Consider the following 21,012-nt stretch of genomic DNA (forward strand, 5'->3'; position numbering starts at 1 on the left):
CGCGCCGGCTTCCCGTTCCCGCGCCGACGGATGATGCTCCGGTCGGCAACCCGCAGTGTCACTCTCGTTGGTGGGCCGCAGCTATCGGCTGTGCAGACGCCGAGTGGTCGCGGTGGCCGGTTTGCTGGTCATGGGGTTGTGCCCCGTCTGGGGCCGTGGACAGACTGCATGGACCGGTTCATCCTGTCGAGTGTCCTTGGAGGACGCATGTCCGTCCACGCTCGTTCGTGCGGGCTCGACACCGAGACCCTGCTGTGGGTGAGTCGTAGCGCCGCGGTCCCCATGACCAGTGCAGGAGGCTACAACCCCAGCCGGGACGAGTCGGGAGTGATCGATCCGGCGACAGTCCCGCAACCGCAGTCGGACGGACCGCTCGCGGTGGAGCAGGGCTGGCATCTGGAGCGGGACTTCCCCGAGATCCTCTCCGGGCGGCCGGCCGAGGCAGAGATGCTGCGCCTATCGGCGGCGGAGGACCACTGGCGGACGGCGCTGCTGGAAGCGGTGCGCTTCCACGCCCGTGAATGGCCCGGCAGGCCAGATGGTGACGCACTGATCGACCTGGACCCCGCGATGGCGTTGATCGCCGCAGCCACGAGCTGCACGGACGAGATGCTCCGGGGGAGAGTTCAGTGGCTGCTCCGCTATCCGTCGGTCGGGATCTGGGCGGCCACGATGGTGCGTGCATTGTGCCGTCCCCAGGTCGGCGACGCCGCCGAGCTCCGAAAGCGGTTGAGTTACCTGAATGCGATAGCGGCCGCGGCGGCGATTCAGGCGCAGCTTCCGTTCAGCCTGCGGCTGCCGGTGTGGGACGGCTGGCTCGTTCTGCCCGGCATCGGAGCGCTGCTGCTGCCGGAGGGCGACACCAACGGCGCCCCGTGGGTGGCAGTCGAGTCCGACGGATTTCGCATGTGTGCGGCGGGTGTGGAGCTCGAAGGGGACCCGTGGTACGAGCTGCCGATCCTGGCCGACTCTCCGGGCCGCGTGGTACTGGATCGGATGGACCCGTTCCGGAGTGTCCGCGGCATGCTCAGCCCCATGCCGGTCAGGGGCCATGAGGCAGAGTCGTGGAGGTCGGTCTTCGAGCAGAGCAGTGGAGTCCTACGTGCGCTGGGCCGAGGGCAGGGCTGCGACTATCTGCGGGGACTGGCCTGCATTGTTCCGGAAGAGCTTCGAGAGAGGTTCCGGCCGCACAGTGTCTCCTGCGCCGACGGCACCGGCGGTTTCACGGCGTCTTTCCAGGACGAGCCGCTGCAGTTCGCGGGGACCCTGGTCCATGAGGGTCAGCACAGCCGACTGTCGATGCTCGCCCACCTCTTCGACGTCTTCGGCGACCCTTCCGCCAGTGCGACACGCTTGCAGTACTACGCCGGCTGGCGCGATGATCCACGTCCGCTGGCCGGCATGCTCCAAGGCGTCTATGCCTTCGCCGGTGTCGCGGACTACTGGAGCTGGCAAGCCGAGACCTCGACGAACGAGGACCACGGCGGGGGCGATTATCGGGCCCTGGCCCGCTTCGAGGCGGAACTGTGGTCGCAGCAGGTGGTGAGGGCTGCACGGGAGCTTCTTCATGCCGAAGGGCTCACTGAGCCCGGACGACTGATGCTCGGCGCCGTCCTTCGTCGCATCCAGTCGTCGGTCCGAACCCCCGGGCGCCGGCTGCAGGGCACGGACCAGCAGGCGATCACCGCGGCACGGATCTGCGCGAGCGATCACCAGGCAGCTTGGTTCGCCCGGCACCGCCAACCGGATGCCGCTCGGGTGGCGGAATTGGCGCTTGCGTGGACGTGCGGGTATCCGCTCCCGCTGACGCCCTCCGAGGTGACGGCCGAGCTGCAGCCGTCCACTGACGGGGCTCATCTGGACGCGCGGGCAGTGCTGTGGCGGCATCGACTCGACCCGGTCGGTGGTCCGCGACTGGACCCCGGACTCGTCGGGGCTGTCGAGGGCGCGGACCGGGCCGACTTTGACTTGGTCAACGGCGACGCGGCCCAAGCCCTGCGCGGCTACCGCGAGCGTGCCGAGCGTGGCGCCGATGCGCAGGCGTGGGTCGGGCTGGGCTTGGCCCTGCGGGCGGCTGCCCCCGCCTCCCTCGCCCCAGCAGCGGACCTGCTCCTGCACCGCCCCGAACTCGCCATGGCCGTGCACGCGGCCAGCGATGGGCACGGGGACCCTGTGGCGCTTGCCGCCTGGCTCGCCGGCTGACGTGCGAGCGTGCAGGCGGGCGTCAGAAGGGGAGCGCCTCGACGGCCCAGGCCGCTCTTTGCCAGCGCGTCAGCGGTTCGGAAAGGGGGTGATCAGCGCCCACCGCCTGCTCGAAGGCCCCCAGGGTCCAGCTCCGGTGCTCCCTGGCCGCATCCCGTGCGCCCGTTTCCCAGAGGCTGACCGCCTGGTTGGCCTCGGCCACCAAGGTCAGCGGGTGAAGGGGACCAAGTCGTGATCGAGCGCGCTCGACGGTCTTCGCCTGCAGCGCCGCCGCTCTGTCGGTCTCAGCGTCGAAGGCCAGGGCGTAACCGAGGTTCAATGCCGCGGCCAGCGCCTGGGGGTGTTCCTCGCCGAGTTGACGAACTGTCTCCGTGAACACGCTGCGGTCCAGGGACGACGCCTCGCGTGCGTGGCCGGTCACCCGTAGGCTCGCGGCGAGCGCCGATTGGGCGACCAGCGAGCGCGGGTGGAGCGGGCCCAGCAGGGTTTGATGCGACCGGTGGACCCGCTCTGCCAGTGCGAGCGACTCCGCGTGGCATTGCTCGGCCATCAGGGCATGCGTGAGCGTCACCGAGACGGAGAGCGTGTCGAGGTGATCGGCACCACGTCGACGACTCAGGTCGTCCGTCAGTTCGGAGGCCAGGACGAGCGCCTGAGAGGACTGGCCGGCCCTGCGTCGGGCCACGGCCAGGTAGGTTCGGGCGTGGAGGGTCGCCTGTGCGTCCGGGCCGAACGCCACCCGGCACAGCTCGTGCACCTGCTCCAACTCGGCCAGTGCCTCCCGGTACCTGCCCAGCTCTCCGAGTCCCACAGCCAGGCAGGTGCGTGCGTGCAGGGTCTGCACGTGGGTCTCACCCGACTGCTTCCGGTAGTGGGCGACGACCTGGCCCTCCAGCTCCTGTGCCCCGACCAGGTTCCCGACCAGGCGCAGGCTGACAGCGAGATTGCGGGCGGTGATCGGTTCGAGATCACTGAGCGCTGCCTCGCGAGCCGCCTCGTGGGCGCGCCGGCTGAAGCCCAGTGCGGCGCGGAAGTCCCCCGCCGCTCGCAGGTCGGCGGCCACCGACCCCAGTGCGCGTACGCGTGTGACACCCCCGTCCTTGCCGCGTCCGCGCCGGAGCTTGCTCTTGCGCTGCTCCACCTGGTCGAGCAGCCGCCGGTTCAATGCCTCGGCCTGGGCGTACTGACCCTTGGACCACTTGATCCATCCCAGCCACCAGGCCACCTCCATGGTGTGGGGGTGGGAAGGGCCGAGGGAGCGCATCGAGAATTCGTGGGCTGACTCGGTGAGCGCCAGGGCCGAGTCATGGTCACCCCACTGCTGTCTGTAGTGGGCGGCGAGCAGGGTGAGCCGTCGTGCCGTCGCGGAACGGTCGGTGGCCACTCCCCAGGCGAGGAGATGCGGGTAGAGGTGATGGAGCTGGGCGACGGCGTCGGATGCCTCGGGGTCCGTGGGGGCGAGCGCGGCCAGGAGCTCCAGGGCCTCGCCTCGCAATGCCGATCTCTCAGCGGCCGCGAGGCCGTTCCTGATGGCAACACCGACGAGCGGGTGCAGCCGCAACGAACCCGGATCCGTGTCCGGACCCACCGTCGCGAGTGAGAGCGCCTGGATCTGCTGCACCGCGTCGAGAACCGCCGCCCGGTCGAGTCCCCAGCGACCGCGAGTCCGGCGGGGCAGACGCCGCGGCTCCTGGTGGAAGAGCGACAAAGGAACCGCCTCGGAGGCGAGGAAGGAGCACAGACGAAGGATCCGCACGGACGCCGGGGACCTGCGGCCCAGGGTTTCCAGGGCGATGTTCCAGGTCCGGAGGACGGGGGTGCCGTACGCGGGGACGGGGGCGCCGACGTTGAGGAATTCCACGTCGTCGCGGAGAAGTTCCAGATACCGCTCCTCCGCGATGCTCGTGTCGCCGAGATGCGCGGCCACCTGTTCCAGGGCCAGGGGCAGATGCCCCAACTCCCCGCCGATGCGGAGACCGACCAGCGGGTCGATCAGCGGACGCCGCGACCGCAGCAGTTCCAGGGATTCTGCGGCTGCGAAGGGTTCCACATGCTGCCCGTGCGCGATTCCCGCCCACGCGGGCGAGGTGGAGGTGATCAGTACGGCCCCGCGGTCGGAGCTGGGGATGAACCCCGAGAGCGCGCGGGCGTCCGGCGCGCCGTCGAAGACCAGCAACCAACGAGGGCAGCGTTCTCCCGTGCGAAGCAGGGTCATGACGGCGTCCGCGGCGTTCCCGGGCTCGATCAGCTGTTCCGCACCCAGATGGCGGGCGAGGGCGTGGAATCCGTTGACCACCGTTGAAGGATCGGTCGCCGATATCCACCAGACCAGGTCGAATTGTTCCTTGTGGCGATAGGTGAACTCGGCGGCCAGCTGGGACTTCCCGACTCCGGGCAGGCCGTGCAGGGCCATGCAGTGGGCCCCTGGGCCGCCGACAGGAAGAAGAACCTCCGCCATCCGTTGAAGCAGCTTGCCGCGTCCGGTGAAGAAGGGGTGCTGAGGCGGGATCCGTCCGCCGAGGACCGTGGGACGCGCTGCCCGGGCAGCGTTTGAGCGGCCCACCCCGAAGTCGTGGCCGGCCTTCTCGACCGCTGCCACGATCTCCTCGAAGGCGCGGACGAGCAGGAGCCGGGGATCGGGTCCAGCCTTCACCACGAGCCCGATGATGCTGCCTTCGACGCTGCACACAGGGGCCCCGGATATTCCGGACCAGCCCAACGAGGCCGCAGGCGCGTCGTCCTTGTCGATCCGCAGCACCAGGAGGCTGCTGCGGCGCGCGTGTTGAGCGGGCCGCAGGGTCGCGCGGGCCTGGAAGGAGTCCCGCAGCGTGGGGCTCACCCGCTCGCTCTGCGGAAAGCCGAACACCTCGCAATCAAGAGCCTCCGGTCCGACGGACGCGTAGCCCGGGAAAGGGGAGCCTGGTGGCCGCCATCGAGGGTCGGTGACGCGCAGCACCGCGACATCCAGCTCCCGGTCGATCCAGCTGACCTCGACCGTGTGCCATCGCTCGGAGCCCGCAGCGCTCCCCACCCGGACGAAGGCCAACCGCCCGGCTTCTTCAGGAGTCCCTTGCCTCCCCATGCCCTCTGGATCCACCACGTGGGCGGCTGTCACCACGATCGGGCCGTCGACGATCCAGCCGGACCCGGCCGCCCTGGCCTCAGGGCTCCCGGGGCCGGCCGGCTGCGACCACACTTCGACCAGCCGTTCGGGCAGCCGACCCGATTCGACCGCGCGAGCCATCGGTTAGGCCGGCTCCGTGAGATCCAGGCCGGCGGGAAGCTCCTGCGGAGACGCACTGACGATGAACGACACATTGGGGGTCAACCGGACATGGATCCTGTGTCCCTGGCTCTGGCTGCTGGAACGCGAGGCGCTGCCACGAGCCACGTACCAACTGAAGCCACCCTCGGCGGAGCTGCTGCGGACGGCCTCCACGGAGAGCTCGACCGTGACCTCAGCGACCGAGAAGGTCGCTCGACCTGAGGCCACCGCTTCCTGCTGGGCCCGGGTCAGGTCGTCGTGGAGCATCGCGATGGCTTCCGGCAAGGACCACCCGCTCGGCAGTGGCATCAAACCCTCCCCGTCCGCGGCGCGGTGGCGCGCACACTGAGGCGCGGCGCATCGCGGTATTCATCGGCGTACGAGCCTAGGCCGCGACGCGGGGGCACGTACAGGCGTACATGGGGGCGCGCGGGGGCACCAGGACCGGCTTGTCCCCCCGACGGAACTCGGCGCTGGAGCTGCGAACTGCGGGCCCAGCACGCTCCCGGCGCCCGGGGGCTGAGCGCGCGGTAGCGCTGCTCCACTCAAGGGATAACCTCGGTTGCGTCGCCACCTTTGATCAGCAACGCCCGTCGGGACAGCGGTTGGACCGGCGGGATGTTGGAGGACATCGACTGCGGGGGAACAGGATGTACGAAGTCGTGGTTAGTGCGGGACGTCGGCAGGCTGGCCGGGCGGTCATGCGAGACGTGATCGGAATGTACGTGCGCCGACCTGCACGGATCCGTGAGGGAATCTCACTGGGTCACTCGGCGGACCTCCGCGTGATCGTTTACCTGCTGGTCGGCGCCGAGGTGCTGGTCGAAGGGCTGATGGATGTGTCCCTCATCCCGCCCGCCTGGAGGTTCGTGCATCTTCTCTGGATCGCGCTGATGGTGGACGCGGCCATCGCTTTCGGCGCCGTCACCCGCCGTCATCCGCACCAGGTCAGCGCGGAGACTCTGACTGTGCGCGCGGGTCTGCTCGACGAGTTCACCCTTCCGCTGGACCTCGTGGGGAGTGTCCGGCGCGAGCGCTTGTCGATCAAGGGGCGAGGGGTGCGGCCTGTGCCTGACCGCCCGGAAGCCGTCGCCTGCAACGTCAGTGGAACCGCTGAGCTGGTCGTGGAACTGCGCGAACCGGTGAGCCTGCGTCTGGCGAGTGGAGCACGGCTTGTCGTCCGACGTCTCCACCTCGCTGCGGACGACCCCGCGGCAGCTCACCGAGCCCTGCGTTCGGCCCTGGCGTGATGCCCGCCACCGGCCTGCCCGACACGGACCGCCTCGGAGGGCGGTTCGTGACGTTGACCTCGGACGTCCTGCCGTCCGAAGCGAGGAACGTTGAGCAACGACGCAAACCGCGATCAACCGATCAGGAACCTCAGCACCTGGACACTTGACCGCCTCGAAGCCTTCACGATCACACAGCAGGGCCATGAGCTGGAGCGGATCAGGGTCGTCGCCCAATCCCAGGCCTACCGATCCGACGAGCCAAGGCACGTCCGCCTGCGCTGGGCCAAGCTGTCGTTGAATGCCAACGCACGTCTGCCCGGCGACACCCCGTGGAGCCTGGCCCGGAAGACCCGCCAGAACTTCGCGCTACGCACCTGGATCATCGATCATCTCGGCCCTGACACCGATTCAGACTGGGACCCCGAAGTCCTCGCCGCCGACACGCTCGAAGCCCTCGCCCTCGAGCCCGACCAGGCCACAACGCTGTCCGCCAGCCGGCGTGACCTCCCGACCGAGCAAATCAGCGAACTGCGCCGCCACAAGAACAAGACGGCTCATCTGGACCGGCTGTTGGGCTTCCTCCCGCCGGGACCCGACAAAGTCCGACTCACTGCCTGGGCGGAGGCGCGCAAGCACCTGCCCTGAGCCATCAGCCCGACAGTGATCGCGGGATCCGGTCGCGAAGTTCAGAGAACAGGTCAACGTCCGCTGTCACGCCTACTCGCACAACCGACCGGCGGTCGCTCTATTCCAGGGACTTGGTCGACAACAGTCCTGCCGCCTGCAGATAGGCGGCCGTATCCGCGTGGGTGTCGAAGAACAGATCGGCGGGGCGCAGACCGTCCCGGTCATGCGTCGAAGTGAACCCAGCGACCCGACATCCCGCCGCCTTCCCCGCAGCGACCCCTGCCGGCGCGTCCTCCACGACCAGGCACGCTGACGGATCGAGGCCGAGAGCAGCGGCTGCCTTCAGATAGCACTCGGGCGCCGGCTTGGCCTGCACCACGTCGCCCCCATAGACCTGAACCCGCGGCAGGGGAAGGCCGGCCGCCGCGAATCGGGCCTGCACGGATGCCCGGTCGCCCGACGTCACGATGGCCCAGGCATCCACGGACAGTCCCAACAACAGCTCGACAGCACCGTCCACTGCCGGGAAGGCATGTTGCTGCTGATCCAGGAGCCGGTCGAGCACCACGCGCTCCTGTGACGGATCCAGATCCGGGGCCGCCAGCAGCACCGTGTCTTCCGGACGGCGACCAAAGGTCAACGGCCAAACCGCGTCGGCTTCGAGGCCCCGCAGCCGGGCCCAGGCATCCCACACACGCCGATGTGCCGCTGTCGAGTCGACCAGAACTCCGTCCACGTCAAACAGCACCGCACTCAGCGTCATGATTGCGCCCCCTCCACCACCTCGACTGAGGATCGTCCAAGGACGGACGCCCCGCGCAGTGACATCCAATCCCATCGACATTGATCATGACGACTGACCCCGAGTGACTCCCGATCCGCATCGGAATGACACCCACAACCAGTGATGCAGCCACTTGAACGTCAGCTGCGGCCTGGGCGGACCGATGCTGCAGGGGTGATCAGGGCCGGCCTGGAGGCAGCCGCAGCCGGGTTGGGTCTCGGCGGATCGTGGCCCGGTTGGGCCGGGCGGGGGACACCGTGCGGGGCTGGGTCCGCCGGTTCCGGAGCGGACGGGTGCTGACGGGAACGATCCGGCGGCGCGTCCGGCCCCTTGCGTCGCAGCCACGCCCTGTAGTCAGACGATCACTGAGCCTGTACCGTGCTGCTCGAACGCGCTGCGCGGAAGTCGCTTCACCGCAGATCCGAGGCCCAGGGCGATCACCCCTTGGGGTGCCCGGAAAGCGGGCGCCCCACGATCCCGGACAGGGAGCAGCAGCATGGCGCAGGGCAGCGTGAAGTGGTTCAACGGCGAGAAGGGCTTCGGCTTCATCGAGCAGGACGGTGGAGGCCCGGACGTGTTCGTCCACTACAGCGAGATCATGGGCAACGGTTACAAGAGCCTCGACGAGGGCCAGCGGGTCGAGTTCGAGATCGGCCAGGGCCAGAAGGGCCCCCAGGCCCAGCAGGTCCGCGCGATTTGATCTGCGCGACACCGAGGCCCCGGCAGCCCACCGCGGGCGCCGGGGCCTCAGTCGCTCTGTTTGATCCGATTCTGCGGGGTGTCGGTCGAACCTGAGTGTCCCTCGGGTGCTGCCGAAGTGGCCGTCGACATGCCGAGAGCCCGCCGCGAGAAGCAACGCCAGCGGCTGGGGTTCATCGGGGGCGGCTGTCCGACTCCGCCTGAATCAGCATCCGCTTGAGCAGGGTGTTGAGTGTGTCCTGCTCTGCCGGGTCGAGTGGGGCGACCATCGAGTTCTCTGCCTGCCCGCGCAGCTTCATCGCCGCCAGCCAGCGGGCGCGCCCTGCCTCGGTGAGTTCCACGTCCACCCGGCGGCGGTCCTGGCTGCTGCGCACGCGCCGCACCAGTCCTGACTGCTCCAGGGTGTCCAGACGACCTGTCATGCCGGCCGGGGAGAGCATGAGTTCCGCGGCCAGCTCGGAGGGTGTGGCCCGGTCCGGGGCCTCGCGCGCGCTGAGTTGGTGCAGCGTGGCGAACTCGAACTCCTGCAGGCCGACCTCGGCCAGGGCGCGGTCCTTGGCCCGGCCGACGAGCTTGGCCAGGAGCTGTATGCGGGTGATGATCCCCTCCACCCGCGCGTCGAACGGGGCCTTCCCCTGCCAGCGTGCGAGGTGCATGTCGACGGAGTCGGCCCCGTCTGAGGGCCGCTCCTGTCCCTGGCTCTCGGTGTCCATCCCCTCAGTATGCTACGCCAACTTATATTTCGTTGCCAAAAGATTAGCTGGCGAAATATCATGTCCGCATGACGCCATCCATGCGCCGACTGCTGGTCGGCCGTACCTGCGCGGCGCTGGCCACCGCGCTGATCCCCACCACGCTCACACTCGCGCTGCTTCGAGGACATGCCGCAGGCTCGACGGGTTCGGCAGGGGATCTGGGCTTGGTGCTGGCCTGCGAACTGCTGCCCATGCTGGTGCTGCTGCCCGTCGCCGGCGTGCTCGCGGACCGCTTCCCGCCGCAGCGGGTCGTGCTTGCCGCCGATCTGCTCAGGGGCGCGGCGCAGACCACGATCGGCGCGGAACTGCTCTGCGGCCGGGTCCAAGTGCCCGACCTCGCCGTGCTCGCCGCGGTCACCGGCGCCGCGGTCGCCTTCGGCACCCCGGCGGTGCGCACCCTGGTCGCGGTGACCGTCGACGCCGGCCAGCGGCTGCGGCTGAACTCGCGGCTGGACATCGCCACCGGCCTGGCCCAGACCGCCGGTCCGGCGACGGCGGGCGGCTTGATGCTGATGGTCGGCGCCGGCTGGTCCTCGCTGCTGACCGGCGCACTATTCATCGGCTCCGCGACCACCCTGGGTGGCCTGCACACCCGCCAGGCCGCCAGGCCGGCCGACGGCGGCCAGCCGGGGTTCCTGGCGCGGCTGCGCGAAGGTTGGACCGAGACCAGGCGCCACCGCTGGTTCCTCGCCAACGTGCTGGGCCACGGGGTTTGGCATCTGACGGCAGGGTTCCTGCTCACCCTGGGACCGCTGATCGCGGTCCGGAGCATGGGAGGTGACGGCGCGTGGGTGTTGGTGGCCCAACTGGGGACGGTCGGCATGCTCGTCGGTGCCTTCGCCGCGAGCCGGCTGCCGATGCGCCGTCCGCTGGTCGGCGTGGCCGTGGGTGCGGCCGTCTTCGCGCTGCCGCTGACGGCTTTCGGACTGGGGCTGGCGCTGCCCTGGGCGGCGTCCGCGTACTTCCTGGCCATGTTCGGGCTGGGAGTGCTCAGTCCGCTGTGGGAAACCGCCATCCAACGCCGCATCCCGCAGGAGGTCCTCGGCCGGGTGGGGTCCTTCGACTCTCTGATCTCGTTCGCTGCCCGTCCGCTGGGCCTGGCCGTGGCCGTTCCGGTCGCCACTGTCCTGGGCACTTCGGCGCCGCTGCTGGCGGGCGCGGTGCTCGTGGCGGCGGCGAATCTGGCCGCGCTGCTGCTGCCCGAGGCATGGGAGCAGCCGGAGCCGGCCACGGCAGGGGGCGATGCCAGGCGCGAACCTCTGGCCGCGGCGGCCCGAGGTCAGGCGGAGGCCGACTCCACGGCAGCGGGCGGCAGGTAGTCAGCACAGGCTTGGCCGGTATGACGCTCGCCGGGACGCGTCCTTCACATGAGGGAGGGCCCGACCTCGCCCAGGACCGGGGCGACCAGCTCGCGCAGGTCGGAGAGCCGGCGGTAGTGCACGGCGCTCATGCCGACCTGCCGGGCTGCGTCCACGTTGGTCCGGCTGTCGTCGACGAACGCACAGCGGTGTGCGGGGGCGCCCGCGCGCTCGGCGGCGACTTGGTAGATCTCCAGGTCGGGCTTGGCGACGCGGACGCGAGAGCTGTTGACGACGTGGTCGGCCAGGTCGGTGAGACCGAGTCGGCCAAGGTCGTCATCCAGCCAGACCGTGGCATTGGTGACGAGCACGACAGGAATGGTGCGACGCACGCGCCGGATCAGCTCGACCGCCTGCTGGTCCGCACGCGAGGGCGCATGGGCGAACGCCCGGGCGAGCGTGGCGGCCTGCCGGGCGGAGACCTGGGCGGTCAGTGCCTCGGCGATGGATGCGGCCCACTGGGTCCGGGTGAGCCGGCCGAGCACCAGCGGTCGGCCCCGCTCGGCGGCGAACGCGGTCGCCATCGTCGTCCCGACCGCGATACCGGCGGCCTGCTCCAGCCGGGTCACCTCGTCCAGGTCGAAGAAGCGGATGACCCCGTCCAGGTCGCACAGCAGGGCATCGAACGCAAGGCCGCTCATGGCTGGTGATGATGCCAAAGGGTTCGACGCCGGAGCCGATGAGGAAGTGGGTCGACACCAGTCACCTCTGGGCGCGTCCTGGCTCCGCCGACGCCGGGTGGTGACTGCCTGTCAGGGGCGGTCGCGACCCTGAGGGGACAGCACGGAGTCGTGCCGGTTCGCGACGGCGATGGGGCGTGGTGCGGGTGTGGCTCAGCCCGCTCAGTGGTCAACGAAGGCCGTCAACAGCGGTGCGGTCGAAGACTCGGGAGGGTGATTGCGGAGAAACCTGTCCCGGCGACCCGTCCGTCCGCGCCCCGGGCCCGAATGAACAGTCAGATGCCCGCGCTGAGTGGGCAGGCAAGTGGACAGAGATGGGGCGTGATGGGCGAGGAGCACATCGACACCCGGTTGCTCGCGGCGCTGACCGAGCAGTCGCAGGACCTGAACAGTGACGCGGTACGGATCACCCGGGAGGCGCTGGACGACTTCGCCGCCGGGCAGGAGCCGCGACGCTGGTGGCAGCGCCGGAGCGGGGTGCTCGCCGCCGCGGCGGGCGGGGCCGTGCTGCTCGGAGCGGGAAGGGCAGCCGCCGCGAGCGGCAGCACCGACGACGTGATGGCGCTGCAGACGGCCGCGTCGATCGAGAACCTGGCGGTGAGCGTGTACACCACCGCCGCGGGACTGCCGTTCGTCAAGGACGGCAACAAGACGGTGGCCGCGTTCATCGCCAAGACCACGAGCCAGCACACCGCGCACGCGCAGGCGTTCAACGCCGCCGTGACGCAGGCCGGGGGCAAGGCCCAGAACCAGCCCGACCCCAAGTACGCGGCGATCGTGAAGCAGATGCTGCCGTCGATCAAGGGCCCCGCAGACGTGGTGAAGCTGGCGATCACCCTCGAGGACGTCGCCGCGCAGACGTACACCAAGAACGTCACGCTCGTCTCCGACCCGCAGCTGCGCAAGCTCTTCGCGTCGGTGGCGCCGGTGGAGGCGCAGCACCGTGCCACGCTGCTGGCGGTGCAGGCGCTGCTCGCGGGCGGCGCCCCGCAGTTGATCACGATCCCGGTGGACGCCTCCAAGCTCCCGGCCGCCGCCGGCAGCGTCGGATTCCCCGACGCCTTCTACCCGACCAAGGACGCCTCGCCGATCAGCGAAGGAGCCGTGCAGTGAGCGACACCCGTGGCGGCTGGGAGCTGCCGATCAGCGAGCACGAGCTCACCCGGCTCACCGAGGACCTCGACGAGGCACACCGTACCTACCTGCCTGCCATGCACGCCTCCGCGGCGGAGCTGACCGAGCAGATCCGCGACCAGCAGACCGCCAGGGCACGCAAGGGGTCCGGCCTGGCCGGGCAGGCCTCCCGGCGCGGGTTCCTGCTCGGCGCGGGCGGCGTGGCCGCCGCATTTGCACTGGCCGCCTGTTCCAGCTCCGGCAACGCCCCGTCGGCGGCCGGTGCCAGTGGAGCGGCGGGCGGCGCGGGCTCCGCGTCCCCGAGCAGCATGTACACCGGTGACCTGCAGGTGGTCGCGCTCGCGACCGCTCTGGAGAACCAGGCCGTCGGCGCCTACACGGCGGCCCTGGCGGCAGCGAAGGCCGGCAAGCTCGGCACGGTCCCCGCGGCAGTCGGCACCTTCGCCCAGACGGCGATGAGCCAGCACTCCGACCACGCCAAGGCATGGAACGCCGTGCTGACCGGGGCGGGCAAGCCCGCGATCACCGACGTGCCGCTGTCCAACCAACCCGCGACGCTCCAGGCGCTGGGTGCGGTCACGGACGTGGGCGGCGTCGCGAAGCTGGCCCTGATGCTGGAACAGCAGGCGGCCGAGACATACCTGTTCGCCACCTACAACGTCACCAGCCCCGGAGGCATCGCCACCGCCGCCACGATCGCACCGGTCGAGGCCATGCACGCGGCGATCCTGAACTACGTCCTGGGGCAGTACCCGGTCCCGGACGATTTCCTGGGTGTCGACAAGGCGGCCTCCCCGAGCCTGCTGACCGTCTGAGGCACCATCAGAGCTGGGCCGGTCACCCTGGGAACGGGACCGGCCCGACCCGGCGGGCTGCTGTCCTGGGAACGCCGGCAGCCCGCCACCTCCATCACGCCCTCATGCAGTGGCTTCCGCCTGGGCTGGCGGCGGCACTTCGGGTGCGTACAGAACTTAGGTCGTCGGCCTGGGTCTGTGAAGGTCGTGGCCGCACAGTGAGGGTGGCCTTTTGGTTTCGAAGTGCACAGCGAGAAGATTGGGTTAGCTGTCGGCAGGACGACGACCCTGGCCCCGCCGGTGGTGGACGATCCAGCCTCCGATCGTCTGGCGGTGGGGCGCCGCCATGCTCTGACGACAAGTTCTGACGTGGTCGTCCGGAGGATCGGCGCGGTGTGGACGACTACGAGGCTCGCCTGGGTGCTCATTCCTCGGCGCCGCCTTCTTCGCCGGCGCCGGGGCCTCCCCGCGCGCTGTCTTGGACTCGGCGATGGAGGCCTGGAGGGCGGCCATGATGTCCGTGGTCGGTGCCGCCGCGGTGGGCGGGGTGGCATCCTGGGCTACTCCGGACGGCGGCGACCGTCGCACCCGGTTGGCGGCGAAATCGCCGCGACCCGGTCTGCCCTCGTGGCAGGCCCGGCCGTGTTCGGTTGCCTAGCGGTCGCGCAGCGCGCGTGGGCCGGGGTGATGGGAGGGCAGCGCTCCACAAGCCGGGGCAAGGTCAGTTCAGGCCCTTCAGGTTCCCTAGGTAGTAGTAGTCGCCCCCGTTGTAGTCGAGCTTGACTGACGCACCGGCGATGTCGGGGTCCGACAAGGACCACCCGGCGTGCAGGTTAACGAGGTCCTGGATCTTGTATCCGTTGTTAGCGAACCACCAGAGCTGTGAGTTGTTGGCGTTGCACGTGTTCTGCGTGATGAGTGTTCCAATGCTGGTCCCGCCCTGGTAGAGGTCCAGGCACTTCCCACTGTGGTAGTTGACGACGTTGTAGTAGAACGTGACGCCGTCGGCGCTGGACTTCTCATAGACGAAAGTCCAGAGCTGGTTGTTGGCGGGGACAGTGCTGCAGGGTGCGGTGTCGACCTTGGCGCCGTCGGCGGTCGAGGAGCCGGAGACCTCGACGCAGAAGTTGTCGACGTTGGTCGCAATGTTGGCCCTGTACATGGGGGTGCCGGGGACGGAGGCGCTGGCGGGGGCCGTGGCGGTGGCCAGGACGCCGATGGTGGTAGCTGCGATGCCGAGACTCTTGATGATGTTGGTTCGCTTCATGGCGGGGAGGCTACCGGGGTGCACGTGATGTGGTGGTGGGAACTTCGCTACGTCTCGCTATCGGCCGGTGCACCTCTAGTGAGAGGGATCGTCCCTATACGAGCGATCTGAGCAGCACCCGATGGGCGGTGCCTCGTTTCACTGGTCATGAACATCTGCGACTGCCCGCCGCCCGACCGTGACCTGTCCTCCGACGGCCGCGGTTGGGGCTACGAGCCCGGCACGGCATGGATCGGCCGGCCTGCGCGCGCTGCCGCGCCCACGGCGGACAGACCCCGCACGACCTCGGATGCCCGGTATTGGATCACCATCCAGCGCGGTGACGGCTCCGATACGCTCGCCAGGTGACGAACCTTGACGACTATGAGCGGTACGAGCACACGGTCCCGGAATGGACCGTCGGCGAGCTGCGAGCCGCACTCGCCGACCTGCCCGACGACGTCCCGGTCCGGATTGCTGTCCCGCAGGAGCTCACCAGCCGCGGTCCCGACGACGAGCGCGATGCCCGCTACGTCATCACCGGAACCTCTAAAGCGGACCCGAATTTCGAGACCCTCATCGGCGAAGTCGACGACGTTCTGATCCTCATCACCGACTACCCCTCCGACACCTACGTCCGGCGGATCAACAGCACGGACTGACCACCCCAGCAGCGCGAGGCCCCGCGCCAGCGAGCCAGGCTGGGCCAGGTGGTCAGGCGGAGTCGCCGGGTGCCTGCTCCGGCTCGGGGCCGAGGAGCTCCATCGCGTCGTCGGCGATCGCCCAGTACTCCACAGGAACGTCGTACTCCGCCCCCAGCGCTGCGAGATCAGCCCACGTGAGCGCCACACGCTCAGCCACGGGCTTCTTCGAACCGGCGCCCGCATCCAGATCGGCCTCGTACACCTCGACGACAACACCGTCGCCGCGCACATTGCTCACATTGAAGCCTCGGAACTTCTCCATGACCTCAGGATCAGATGCGGCCAGGAGGCACGCATCTCGAGCCCGCGGTACGGCGACGGCAGTCTCCCTGGTAGCGAGGGCCCGCAAGTTCGCGCATACTCCTCGCCTGCACCCGGTGCGGGGCTGGTCGAGATCATTCCGAGGTTAGTGATCTCGGTCAGCCGCGGAAGGTCACGCAGCTCGAAGCTGCGAATGATCATGGAATGCGCCTCTCGCCGAGGAGTCGACAACCGAAGAAACAGGCATCGACGGGCTCGCTCGCGGCATAAGTGGGCCGCGAGTGAGCCCTCAGGGGCGGATCCGCCAGGAGGCGAAGCATTCCATGCACATCAGGCTACCGAGCTCCTCCGACATGGACAGGCCTTTTCCGGGTCCGACTGCCGCCCGCAGGCACCCTGAAAGGCCGAGCTGGCATCTTTCGTGACCTGCGCAGTCGGCACTCGGTGCCGCACCGGCGACGACGATCGTGCGCGCGGATCTGCGGCGTCTGAACAGCCCTCACGGGGACGACGAGCCCCCCGTCCGTCGCCGACACCGTGGGCGCCAAGCCATCGGGCACTTCATGCGCCGAAACGACGCTGAGCGGACGCTCATCTCGGAAGCTCGTCCGCACCGGGCGGTGCGGCGGCGCGGAGGGCGTCATGGGCTGCCTCGAGGATCCGAGCGAGCGGACATCCCGGTCCGGTCGCGAGACGGGGGGATCTCACCCACAGCTCTTCGAACACATCCGTGGCCAGCTGCCAGGCCTTCCGCTCGTCTTTCGTTGCCGCCCGCGCACAGGCCCACAGATAGGGGGCGAGAAGGTCGTACAGGGCGGCGAAGGCTACCTGGTCACCCGCGGCCACCTGGTCGACCAGACGTGCATACGAGGGGTTTGATGGGGCCGACGCCGAGGTGAACACGCACCGAATGTAGCCGCCCTGGTTCTCTTGGTGACGACTGCTCACTCATGCGAGTGGGGTCCCGCGTGCTGGCTTGACCCGCAAGGGTGCTTCCGCCCGCGGGGGCAGACCGCTGTGCGGCACGGCGTAGTTGGACAGTCCGCGCCGTTCCGCGAACGGCGGCCAGGAGGAGGGCGACGCCGAGAGGCGGTTGTCCGTGCGCGCCGAGGAAGGACGCGCTGACGCGCTGGTTGCGGGTGTGCGGTGGATTGGAACGCACCGGGCTCCTGCCCGCTTTCGCACAGGGGCACCAGGTAGGCATCGGTTCCTGACGGCAGGCGGTGCACCCTGGTGAGCCGGTCCGCGATCTGCCCGGGTCCGCGCATCGGCCCGGCTATGGAGGACCGGGTCGATGCGCGGCTCAGGTCCACTGGTAGTCGCTGACCTGACCGTCGTTGATCACAGTGGTTCCGTGTCGGGCGCCGTGTTGGTGCCAGACGGTGTAAGAACCGGCGGGCAGGGGGGTGATGACGGCGGCGAACAGGGTGCGGTCGGGGAGGTGTCGTGGCCGCACGGCGGCGTGCGTGCGCTGCTCGTCCCGTCCGGCCGGGCTGATGTGGATCTCCAGGCCGTCGTCGACCGCGTTCGCGTGGATGACCAGCGCTCCGTTGCCGGCGCCGATGTCCAGGACCACGCTGCCCTTGTGTGAGGGCACCGGAAGGGGCAGGTGCTCGTGCTGGTGCGGGTCCTGGGTGTGATGGTCGGGGGTGGTGACACGGGGCATGGGCTGGCTCCTTGCCGCAGAGTGAGGGTCTCCGGTGCCCCGCGGTGGGGCACGGCCACGAGTGGGGCACCGGAGCTCGCATCCGGCGTGGGTAGGGCCGGAAGGGGTGGTCGGGTCAGGAAGCGGGGTGGTGGTAGCCGTCGTACGGGACCCCGAGGTAGGGGAAGGTGTCCAAGTACGGGTTCTCGGGCGAGTGGTTGTCCAGTCCGTCGGTGACCTGGCCGGCGGCGGTGTCCGGGGTGTAGGAGTTGTCGACCAGGTGGTAGGTCAGGCCGGCAACGGCGCGGATCTCGACGGTGACGACGTCGTCGAAGACGCGGCGCCCGTTGGGGAATCCGGCCGCGTCGCCGGCGACCAGGCCGAGGATGTTGACGCTGGCCGTGGGGGTGGGCGGGATCGCGATGTTGAGGCGCAGCATGTCGGCCTCGGTGGTGCCGGTGAAGTTCTGGAAGCCGGGGACGATGCCCTTGGGGATACCGGTGAGCAGGATCGCGAGGAGGTCCGCGCGCGGCTTGCCGGACGCGTCGAGCGTGGCGAGGTTCGGGAACACGCCGGGGTAGAGGACCGGGAGCAGCCCGGCGAGCTCGGGCTTGGCGACGTAGGAGGCGAAGCGCTTGTCCTCCGCGGGCGGGAGGGCGTTCCACTCGTCCTTGCGGGCCATCGGCACGATGACCTCGTTGAACAGCGGGTTGCCCAGCCGGGAGATCTGAACGAAGGGGCCGGACTCGGACTGGCCGCCGCGGCCGGGCTCGATCACGCGGGCGGCGCGGCGACTCGCGGAGGTCCACACGCCGATGGTGGCGCGGGAGTCGTTGACGTCGCTGCCGTTCCAGCCGCCCTGGGTCAGCTCGCGGATGGGGACCTGCAGCGCGAGGCTGTGGACGTTGAGCTGCTTGGTGGCGTTCACTCCGTCCTGGTTGGGCAGGCCGTGTTGCTTCGCGAACACCTGGTACTGCTGGAACGGGCGCAGGTCACCCAGGTCGAAGATCGAGCCGAGGTCGACGTAGAAGCCCTCGGCGCGCTGCCCGGCGAACACCTTCCGGCCCGGTCCCACGCCGTGTACGGCGGCCCTGGCGAGGGCCGGGTAGTCGGGGGTGGACAGGGGGCCGATGTTGCACGGCGGGCAGAGCAGGTCCCGGCCGAGGACGGTCTCGCGGCCGTGCTCGACGCGGGTGAGGGTGTAGGTCTGGAAGCGGTTCCAGGCCGTCGAGGTCAGCGAGGTGATCGGGCCGGTGTTGTAAAGGAACGTGTCGTGGTTGCGCAGGTGGGTGGTGAAGCGGAACTGGTAGCTGACGTCCGCGCGACCGTCGCCGGTGTTGTCGATGTGGATCTCGTACAGGACGTCGTCGCCGAACTCGTAGAAGTTCGGCCCACCCGCGGGGTTCTGCAGCGGGATGTAGTTCGCGATCAGGGTGACGGTGTCGCGCTTGTCGGGGCTGACGAACGCGTACAGGTCGGTGCTGTCGGCGACCGGGTCCTTGGAGATCTCGGGGGCTTCACGGTGGGACGACACGGTAGTACCTCACGAAGAGTTGGAAACAGGGCGGGGAGAAGCGGGGGCCCGGCCGGGACCGCGTTCAGGGCGTCGGTTCCGGCCGGGGTTCCCGGGGCGAGGAGCCCGGGTCAGCGGGCCGCGCGCAGTAGCTGGGCGACGAGCTTGTGATCGCGGACGCGGTGGTGGCGATGGCCGTGGAAGATGTCGAGCTCGCCGGTACGAGAGTCCACGACGTGCACCATGAACGGCTCACCGGCCAAGGCTGCGGTGCCCTGCTCGGGGTCCTTGGTCTTCCTTCCGGTCGCTGCTGCGGTGCCGGCCAGGCCCGCGTTCAGGGCGAATCCGGCGGCGAAGGTCGCGGCGCCGGCCACGCCGGCGTGCTTGATCAGGCCGCGCCGCGTCATCGGCGACGGGCTGGTGTCGAGGGTTTCGGGCATGGGCATTCCTCCCAGGAATCAGACGGGGTGCCGTGATCACCGGGCTCCGCGCCGACCGCCAGCACAAGGGACAGCCGCGTTCCACGTAATGGGGCGGCTGGGTGAGGCGAGGAGTGAGTCCCGGACGGGACGGCGACGGTGGCTCGCAGTCAAGCTCCAGCCATGACACTGCGTCAAGCACCAGTCGCTCAAGGTGAGTACGGGTGGCCTCCGCCTCAGCGGTCAAACCCCAGCTCACAGGCCCGCGCCGGGACCGACCGAGTGAAATCCCCTCGTTGCGACGGGGCGACCCATCCGCCAGGCGCCCGGCACCGAATCATCATCGACGGTCGACACCACGGTCAGGCAGCCAGCCTGGGCCGAATGCTTCACCCTGCCCTTGAGCCGCGCTCACCTCGGAGGTCCCGATGCTGGAGAACCGCGCCTTGGAGATCATCATCATCGCGCTGGTGGTGCTGGTCCTGTTCGGCGCCAAGCGCCTGCCTGACTCCGCCCGCGCGCTGGGCAAGTCCCTGCGCATCCTCAAGGCCGAGACCCGAGCCCTGCGCGAGGACGACCCCACCGAGCCAGCCGCCGCTGACAGCCCCTGGTCGGACACCACCACCGCCCCGGTCCACGCGGCCCCCTTGCCACCGGTCAGCCCCAACGGGCCTGTGTCCCACCACGCCAACGAAGAGGCCACGCCGGAGCGGCAGGCGCATACGGCCTGACCCAGGGGTGAGGCAACCTGCCCCACCCGCACCGCTCACCCAACGGAGAACTGGTGACCACCACCGCGCCAGTCCGGCCCGACGCCCAGACGCCCGCCAATGCACCGGACGCGGTGATGCCGCTGCGCGAACACCTCGCCGAGCTGCGCTCCCGCCTGATCAAGGCCATGGTCGCTCTGTTCGTCGGCACAGGCGCCGGCTGGATCCTGCGTGACCGCATCACCAACGCCCTCACCCGGCCCGCGTGCCTGCTCCAACATGTGCACGGCGTCGGGACGCCAACCTCCGGCTGCCCCAACGGCGCCCTGGTGCTGCAGGGCGTCCTGGCCCCGCTCGGCTTCAGCTTCAAGATTGCTCTCGCGGCGGGCATGATTCTGTCCAGCCCCGTCTGGTCCTACCAGCTGTGGGCGTTCGTTGCCCCTGGCCTGTACCGGCGCGAGAAGCGCTTCGGCCTCGCGTTCGTCGCCGCCGCCGTTCCGCTGTTCCTCGCCGGCGCCGCACTCGCGTACGAGGTGTTCCCCAAGGGCCTGGACATCCTCGCGTCGTTCAACCCCAGCGCGTTCGGCTTGATGATCGAAGGCGACCAGTTCCTCGACTTCTTCCTGCGCATGGTCCTGGTCTTCGGACTCTCCTTCGAACTGCCGGTCCTGATCGTCGCCCTCAACCACATCCGCGCGATCAGCGCCGCCCGGCTGCGGCGGATGTGGCGCCCCGTCATCTTCGGGATCTTCGTCTTTTCCGCTGTCGCAGTCCCCACCGGCGACCCGCTCACCATGACCGTGCTCGCTGTCCCCATCTGCCTTCTTTTCCTCGCCTCCCTCGGCATCTGCACCCTCCACGACCAGCGCAACGCCGCCCGCAACGAGGCACTCGCAGACGACGAAGTCGCGCCACTGCCTCCACCGCGCTCCATCGAACCGGATGACACCCCGTGAGGCTCCGAGGGCGCACCAGCGCCGGCAG

20 protein-coding genes are annotated in these 21,012 nt (G+C 69.5%); 10 read left to right on the forward strand and 10 right to left on the reverse strand.

Annotated elements, in window-relative coordinates; all coding sequences use genetic code 11:
• Positions 1–168 precede the first annotated feature (168 nt).
• Positions 169–2,202, forward strand: coding sequence for an aKG-HExxH-type peptide beta-hydroxylase (locus BMY61_RS15015; RefSeq protein ID WP_042444909.1), 2,034 nt, complete (start codon positions 169–171; stop codon positions 2,200–2,202).
• Between the two features lie 22 nt (positions 2,203–2,224).
• Here the strand turns inward: BMY61_RS15015 and fxsT are convergent, their stop codons facing one another.
• Entirely contained in the window at positions 2,225–5,446 is a 3,222-nt protein-coding gene (fxsT, locus tag BMY61_RS15020; protein ID WP_042444908.1) for an FxSxx-COOH system tetratricopeptide repeat protein, read from the reverse strand.
• Between the two features lie 3 nt (positions 5,447–5,449).
• The gene (locus BMY61_RS15025; RefSeq protein WP_042444907.1) at positions 5,450–5,776 is read right to left on the reverse strand and encodes a trypco2 family protein; all 327 of its coding nucleotides are present in this window, start codon (positions 5,774–5,776) and stop codon (positions 5,450–5,452) included.
• A gap of 476 nt (positions 5,777–6,252) precedes the next feature.
• Between BMY61_RS15025 and BMY61_RS15030 the strand changes: the two genes are divergently transcribed.
• Both BMY61_RS15030 and BMY61_RS15035 read left to right on the forward strand, forming a co-directional pair.
• A complete protein-coding gene (locus BMY61_RS15030) occupies positions 6,253–6,717 on the forward strand; it encodes a hypothetical protein (RefSeq protein ID WP_075003911.1) in 465 nt (154 codons plus the stop codon).
• A 90-nt stretch (positions 6,718–6,807) separates the two neighbouring features.
• The gene (locus BMY61_RS15035) at positions 6,808–7,344 is read left to right on the forward strand and encodes a hypothetical protein (RefSeq protein ID WP_236655931.1); all 537 of its coding nucleotides are present in this window, start codon (positions 6,808–6,810) and stop codon (positions 7,342–7,344) included.
• Positions 7,345–7,444: 100 nt separating this feature from the next.
• On the opposite strand, the gene BMY61_RS15040 is transcribed toward BMY61_RS15035, so the two are convergent.
• Positions 7,445–8,089, reverse strand: a complete 645-nt coding sequence (locus BMY61_RS15040; RefSeq protein WP_042444905.1) for an HAD-IA family hydrolase — start codon at positions 8,087–8,089, stop codon at positions 7,445–7,447.
• Between the two features lie 517 nt (positions 8,090–8,606).
• On the opposite strand from BMY61_RS15040, the gene BMY61_RS15045 reads away from it, so the two are divergent.
• The gene (locus BMY61_RS15045; protein WP_042444904.1) at positions 8,607–8,810 is read left to right on the forward strand and encodes a cold-shock protein; all 204 of its coding nucleotides are present in this window, start codon (positions 8,607–8,609) and stop codon (positions 8,808–8,810) included.
• Between the two features lie 172 nt (positions 8,811–8,982).
• Here the strand turns inward: BMY61_RS15045 and BMY61_RS15050 are convergent, their stop codons facing one another.
• Entirely contained in the window at positions 8,983–9,522 is a 540-nt protein-coding gene (locus BMY61_RS15050) for a MarR family winged helix-turn-helix transcriptional regulator (RefSeq protein ID WP_042444903.1), read from the reverse strand.
• Positions 9,523–9,590: 68 nt separating this feature from the next.
• On the opposite strand from BMY61_RS15050, the gene BMY61_RS15055 reads away from it, so the two are divergent.
• Positions 9,591–10,883, forward strand: a complete 1,293-nt coding sequence (locus BMY61_RS15055) for an MFS transporter (protein WP_169791845.1) — start codon at positions 9,591–9,593, stop codon at positions 10,881–10,883.
• 44 nt (positions 10,884–10,927) lie between these two features.
• Here the strand turns inward: BMY61_RS15055 and BMY61_RS15060 are convergent, their stop codons facing one another.
• Positions 10,928–11,563, reverse strand: coding sequence for an HAD family hydrolase (locus tag BMY61_RS15060; RefSeq protein WP_042444902.1), 636 nt, complete (start codon positions 11,561–11,563; stop codon positions 10,928–10,930).
• 363 nt (positions 11,564–11,926) lie between these two features.
• Between BMY61_RS15060 and BMY61_RS15065 the strand changes: the two genes are divergently transcribed.
• Both BMY61_RS15065 and BMY61_RS15070 read left to right on the forward strand, forming a co-directional pair.
• Positions 11,927–12,715 carry a ferritin-like domain-containing protein gene (locus BMY61_RS15065; RefSeq protein WP_042444901.1) on the forward strand — a complete coding sequence of 263 codons (789 nt, stop codon included), beginning with the start codon at positions 11,927–11,929 and terminating at the stop codon, positions 12,713–12,715.
• A complete protein-coding gene (locus BMY61_RS15070) occupies positions 12,712–13,551 on the forward strand; it encodes a ferritin-like domain-containing protein (RefSeq protein WP_042444900.1) in 840 nt (279 codons plus the stop codon). Before BMY61_RS15065 ends, BMY61_RS15070 begins: the two co-directional genes overlap by 4 nt.
• Positions 13,552–14,251: 700 nt before the next feature.
• On the opposite strand, the gene BMY61_RS15075 is transcribed toward BMY61_RS15070, so the two are convergent.
• Positions 14,252–14,797 (reverse strand): RICIN domain-containing protein, encoded by a 546-nt coding sequence (locus tag BMY61_RS15075; RefSeq protein ID WP_042444899.1) that lies wholly within the window; start codon positions 14,795–14,797, stop codon positions 14,252–14,254.
• 344 nt (positions 14,798–15,141) lie between these two features.
• Between BMY61_RS15075 and BMY61_RS15080 the strand changes: the two genes are divergently transcribed.
• A complete protein-coding gene (locus tag BMY61_RS15080) occupies positions 15,142–15,438 on the forward strand; it encodes a DUF6225 family protein (protein ID WP_042444898.1) in 297 nt (98 codons plus the stop codon).
• A 52-nt stretch (positions 15,439–15,490) separates the two neighbouring features.
• Here BMY61_RS15080 and BMY61_RS15085 read toward each other — a convergent pair whose 3' ends face one another.
• From BMY61_RS15085 to BMY61_RS15100, 4 genes are all read right to left on the reverse strand, one after another.
• Entirely contained in the window at positions 15,491–15,742 is a 252-nt protein-coding gene (locus BMY61_RS15085) for a hypothetical protein (RefSeq protein ID WP_042444897.1), read from the reverse strand.
• Between the two features lie 1,302 nt (positions 15,743–17,044).
• Positions 17,045–17,407, reverse strand: a complete 363-nt coding sequence (locus tag BMY61_RS15090; protein WP_082014878.1) for a hypothetical protein — start codon at positions 17,405–17,407, stop codon at positions 17,045–17,047.
• Positions 17,408–17,522: 115 nt separating this feature from the next.
• The gene (locus tag BMY61_RS15095; protein ID WP_075003914.1) at positions 17,523–18,920 is read right to left on the reverse strand and encodes a DUF4331 domain-containing protein; all 1,398 of its coding nucleotides are present in this window, start codon (positions 18,918–18,920) and stop codon (positions 17,523–17,525) included.
• A gap of 110 nt (positions 18,921–19,030) precedes the next feature.
• A complete protein-coding gene (locus tag BMY61_RS15100) occupies positions 19,031–19,339 on the reverse strand; it encodes a hypothetical protein (protein ID WP_042444896.1) in 309 nt (102 codons plus the stop codon).
• Between the two features lie 407 nt (positions 19,340–19,746).
• On the opposite strand from BMY61_RS15100, the gene tatA reads away from it, so the two are divergent.
• Together tatA and tatC are read left to right on the forward strand one after the other, a co-directional pair.
• The gene (gene tatA, locus BMY61_RS15105; protein WP_042444895.1) at positions 19,747–20,049 is read left to right on the forward strand and encodes a Sec-independent protein translocase subunit TatA; all 303 of its coding nucleotides are present in this window, start codon (positions 19,747–19,749) and stop codon (positions 20,047–20,049) included.
• 53 nt (positions 20,050–20,102) lie between these two features.
• Positions 20,103–20,984 (forward strand): twin-arginine translocase subunit TatC, encoded by an 882-nt coding sequence (tatC, locus tag BMY61_RS15110; RefSeq protein WP_052438516.1) that lies wholly within the window; start codon positions 20,103–20,105, stop codon positions 20,982–20,984.
• Positions 20,985–21,012 lie beyond the last annotated feature (28 nt).

It is taken from the genome of Streptacidiphilus jiangxiensis, from assembly GCF_900109465.1.
GTDB lineage: Bacteria > Actinomycetota > Actinomycetes > Streptomycetales > Streptomycetaceae > Streptacidiphilus > Streptacidiphilus jiangxiensis.

Coding starts and splice junctions, on each gene's coding strand:
- BMY61_RS15015 (WP_042444909.1), top strand. CDS start 169: ATGGACCGGTTCATCCTGTCGAGTGTCCTTGGAGGACGCATGTCCGTC.
- fxsT (WP_042444908.1), bottom strand. CDS start 5,446: ATGGCTCGCGCGGTCGAATCGGGTCGGCTGCCCGAACGGCTGGTCGAA.
- BMY61_RS15025 (WP_042444907.1), bottom strand. CDS start 5,776: ATGCCACTGCCGAGCGGGTGGTCCTTGCCGGAAGCCATCGCGATGCTC.
- BMY61_RS15040 (WP_042444905.1), bottom strand. CDS start 8,089: ATGACGCTGAGTGCGGTGCTGTTTGACGTGGACGGAGTTCTGGTCGAC.
- BMY61_RS15045 (WP_042444904.1), top strand. CDS start 8,607: ATGGCGCAGGGCAGCGTGAAGTGGTTCAACGGCGAGAAGGGCTTCGGC.
- BMY61_RS15050 (WP_042444903.1), bottom strand. CDS start 9,522: ATGGACACCGAGAGCCAGGGACAGGAGCGGCCCTCAGACGGGGCCGAC.
- BMY61_RS15055 (WP_169791845.1), top strand. CDS start 9,591: ATGACGCCATCCATGCGCCGACTGCTGGTCGGCCGTACCTGCGCGGCG.
- BMY61_RS15060 (WP_042444902.1), bottom strand. CDS start 11,563: ATGAGCGGCCTTGCGTTCGATGCCCTGCTGTGCGACCTGGACGGGGTC.
- BMY61_RS15065 (WP_042444901.1), top strand. CDS start 11,927: ATGGGCGAGGAGCACATCGACACCCGGTTGCTCGCGGCGCTGACCGAG.
- BMY61_RS15075 (WP_042444899.1), bottom strand. CDS start 14,797: ATGAAGCGAACCAACATCATCAAGAGTCTCGGCATCGCAGCTACCACC.
- BMY61_RS15085 (WP_042444897.1), bottom strand. CDS start 15,742: ATGGAGAAGTTCCGAGGCTTCAATGTGAGCAATGTGCGCGGCGACGGT.
- BMY61_RS15090 (WP_082014878.1), bottom strand. CDS start 17,407: ATGCCCCGTGTCACCACCCCCGACCATCACACCCAGGACCCGCACCAG.
- BMY61_RS15100 (WP_042444896.1), bottom strand. CDS start 19,339: ATGCCCGAAACCCTCGACACCAGCCCGTCGCCGATGACGCGGCGCGGC.
- tatA (WP_042444895.1), top strand. CDS start 19,747: ATGCTGGAGAACCGCGCCTTGGAGATCATCATCATCGCGCTGGTGGTG.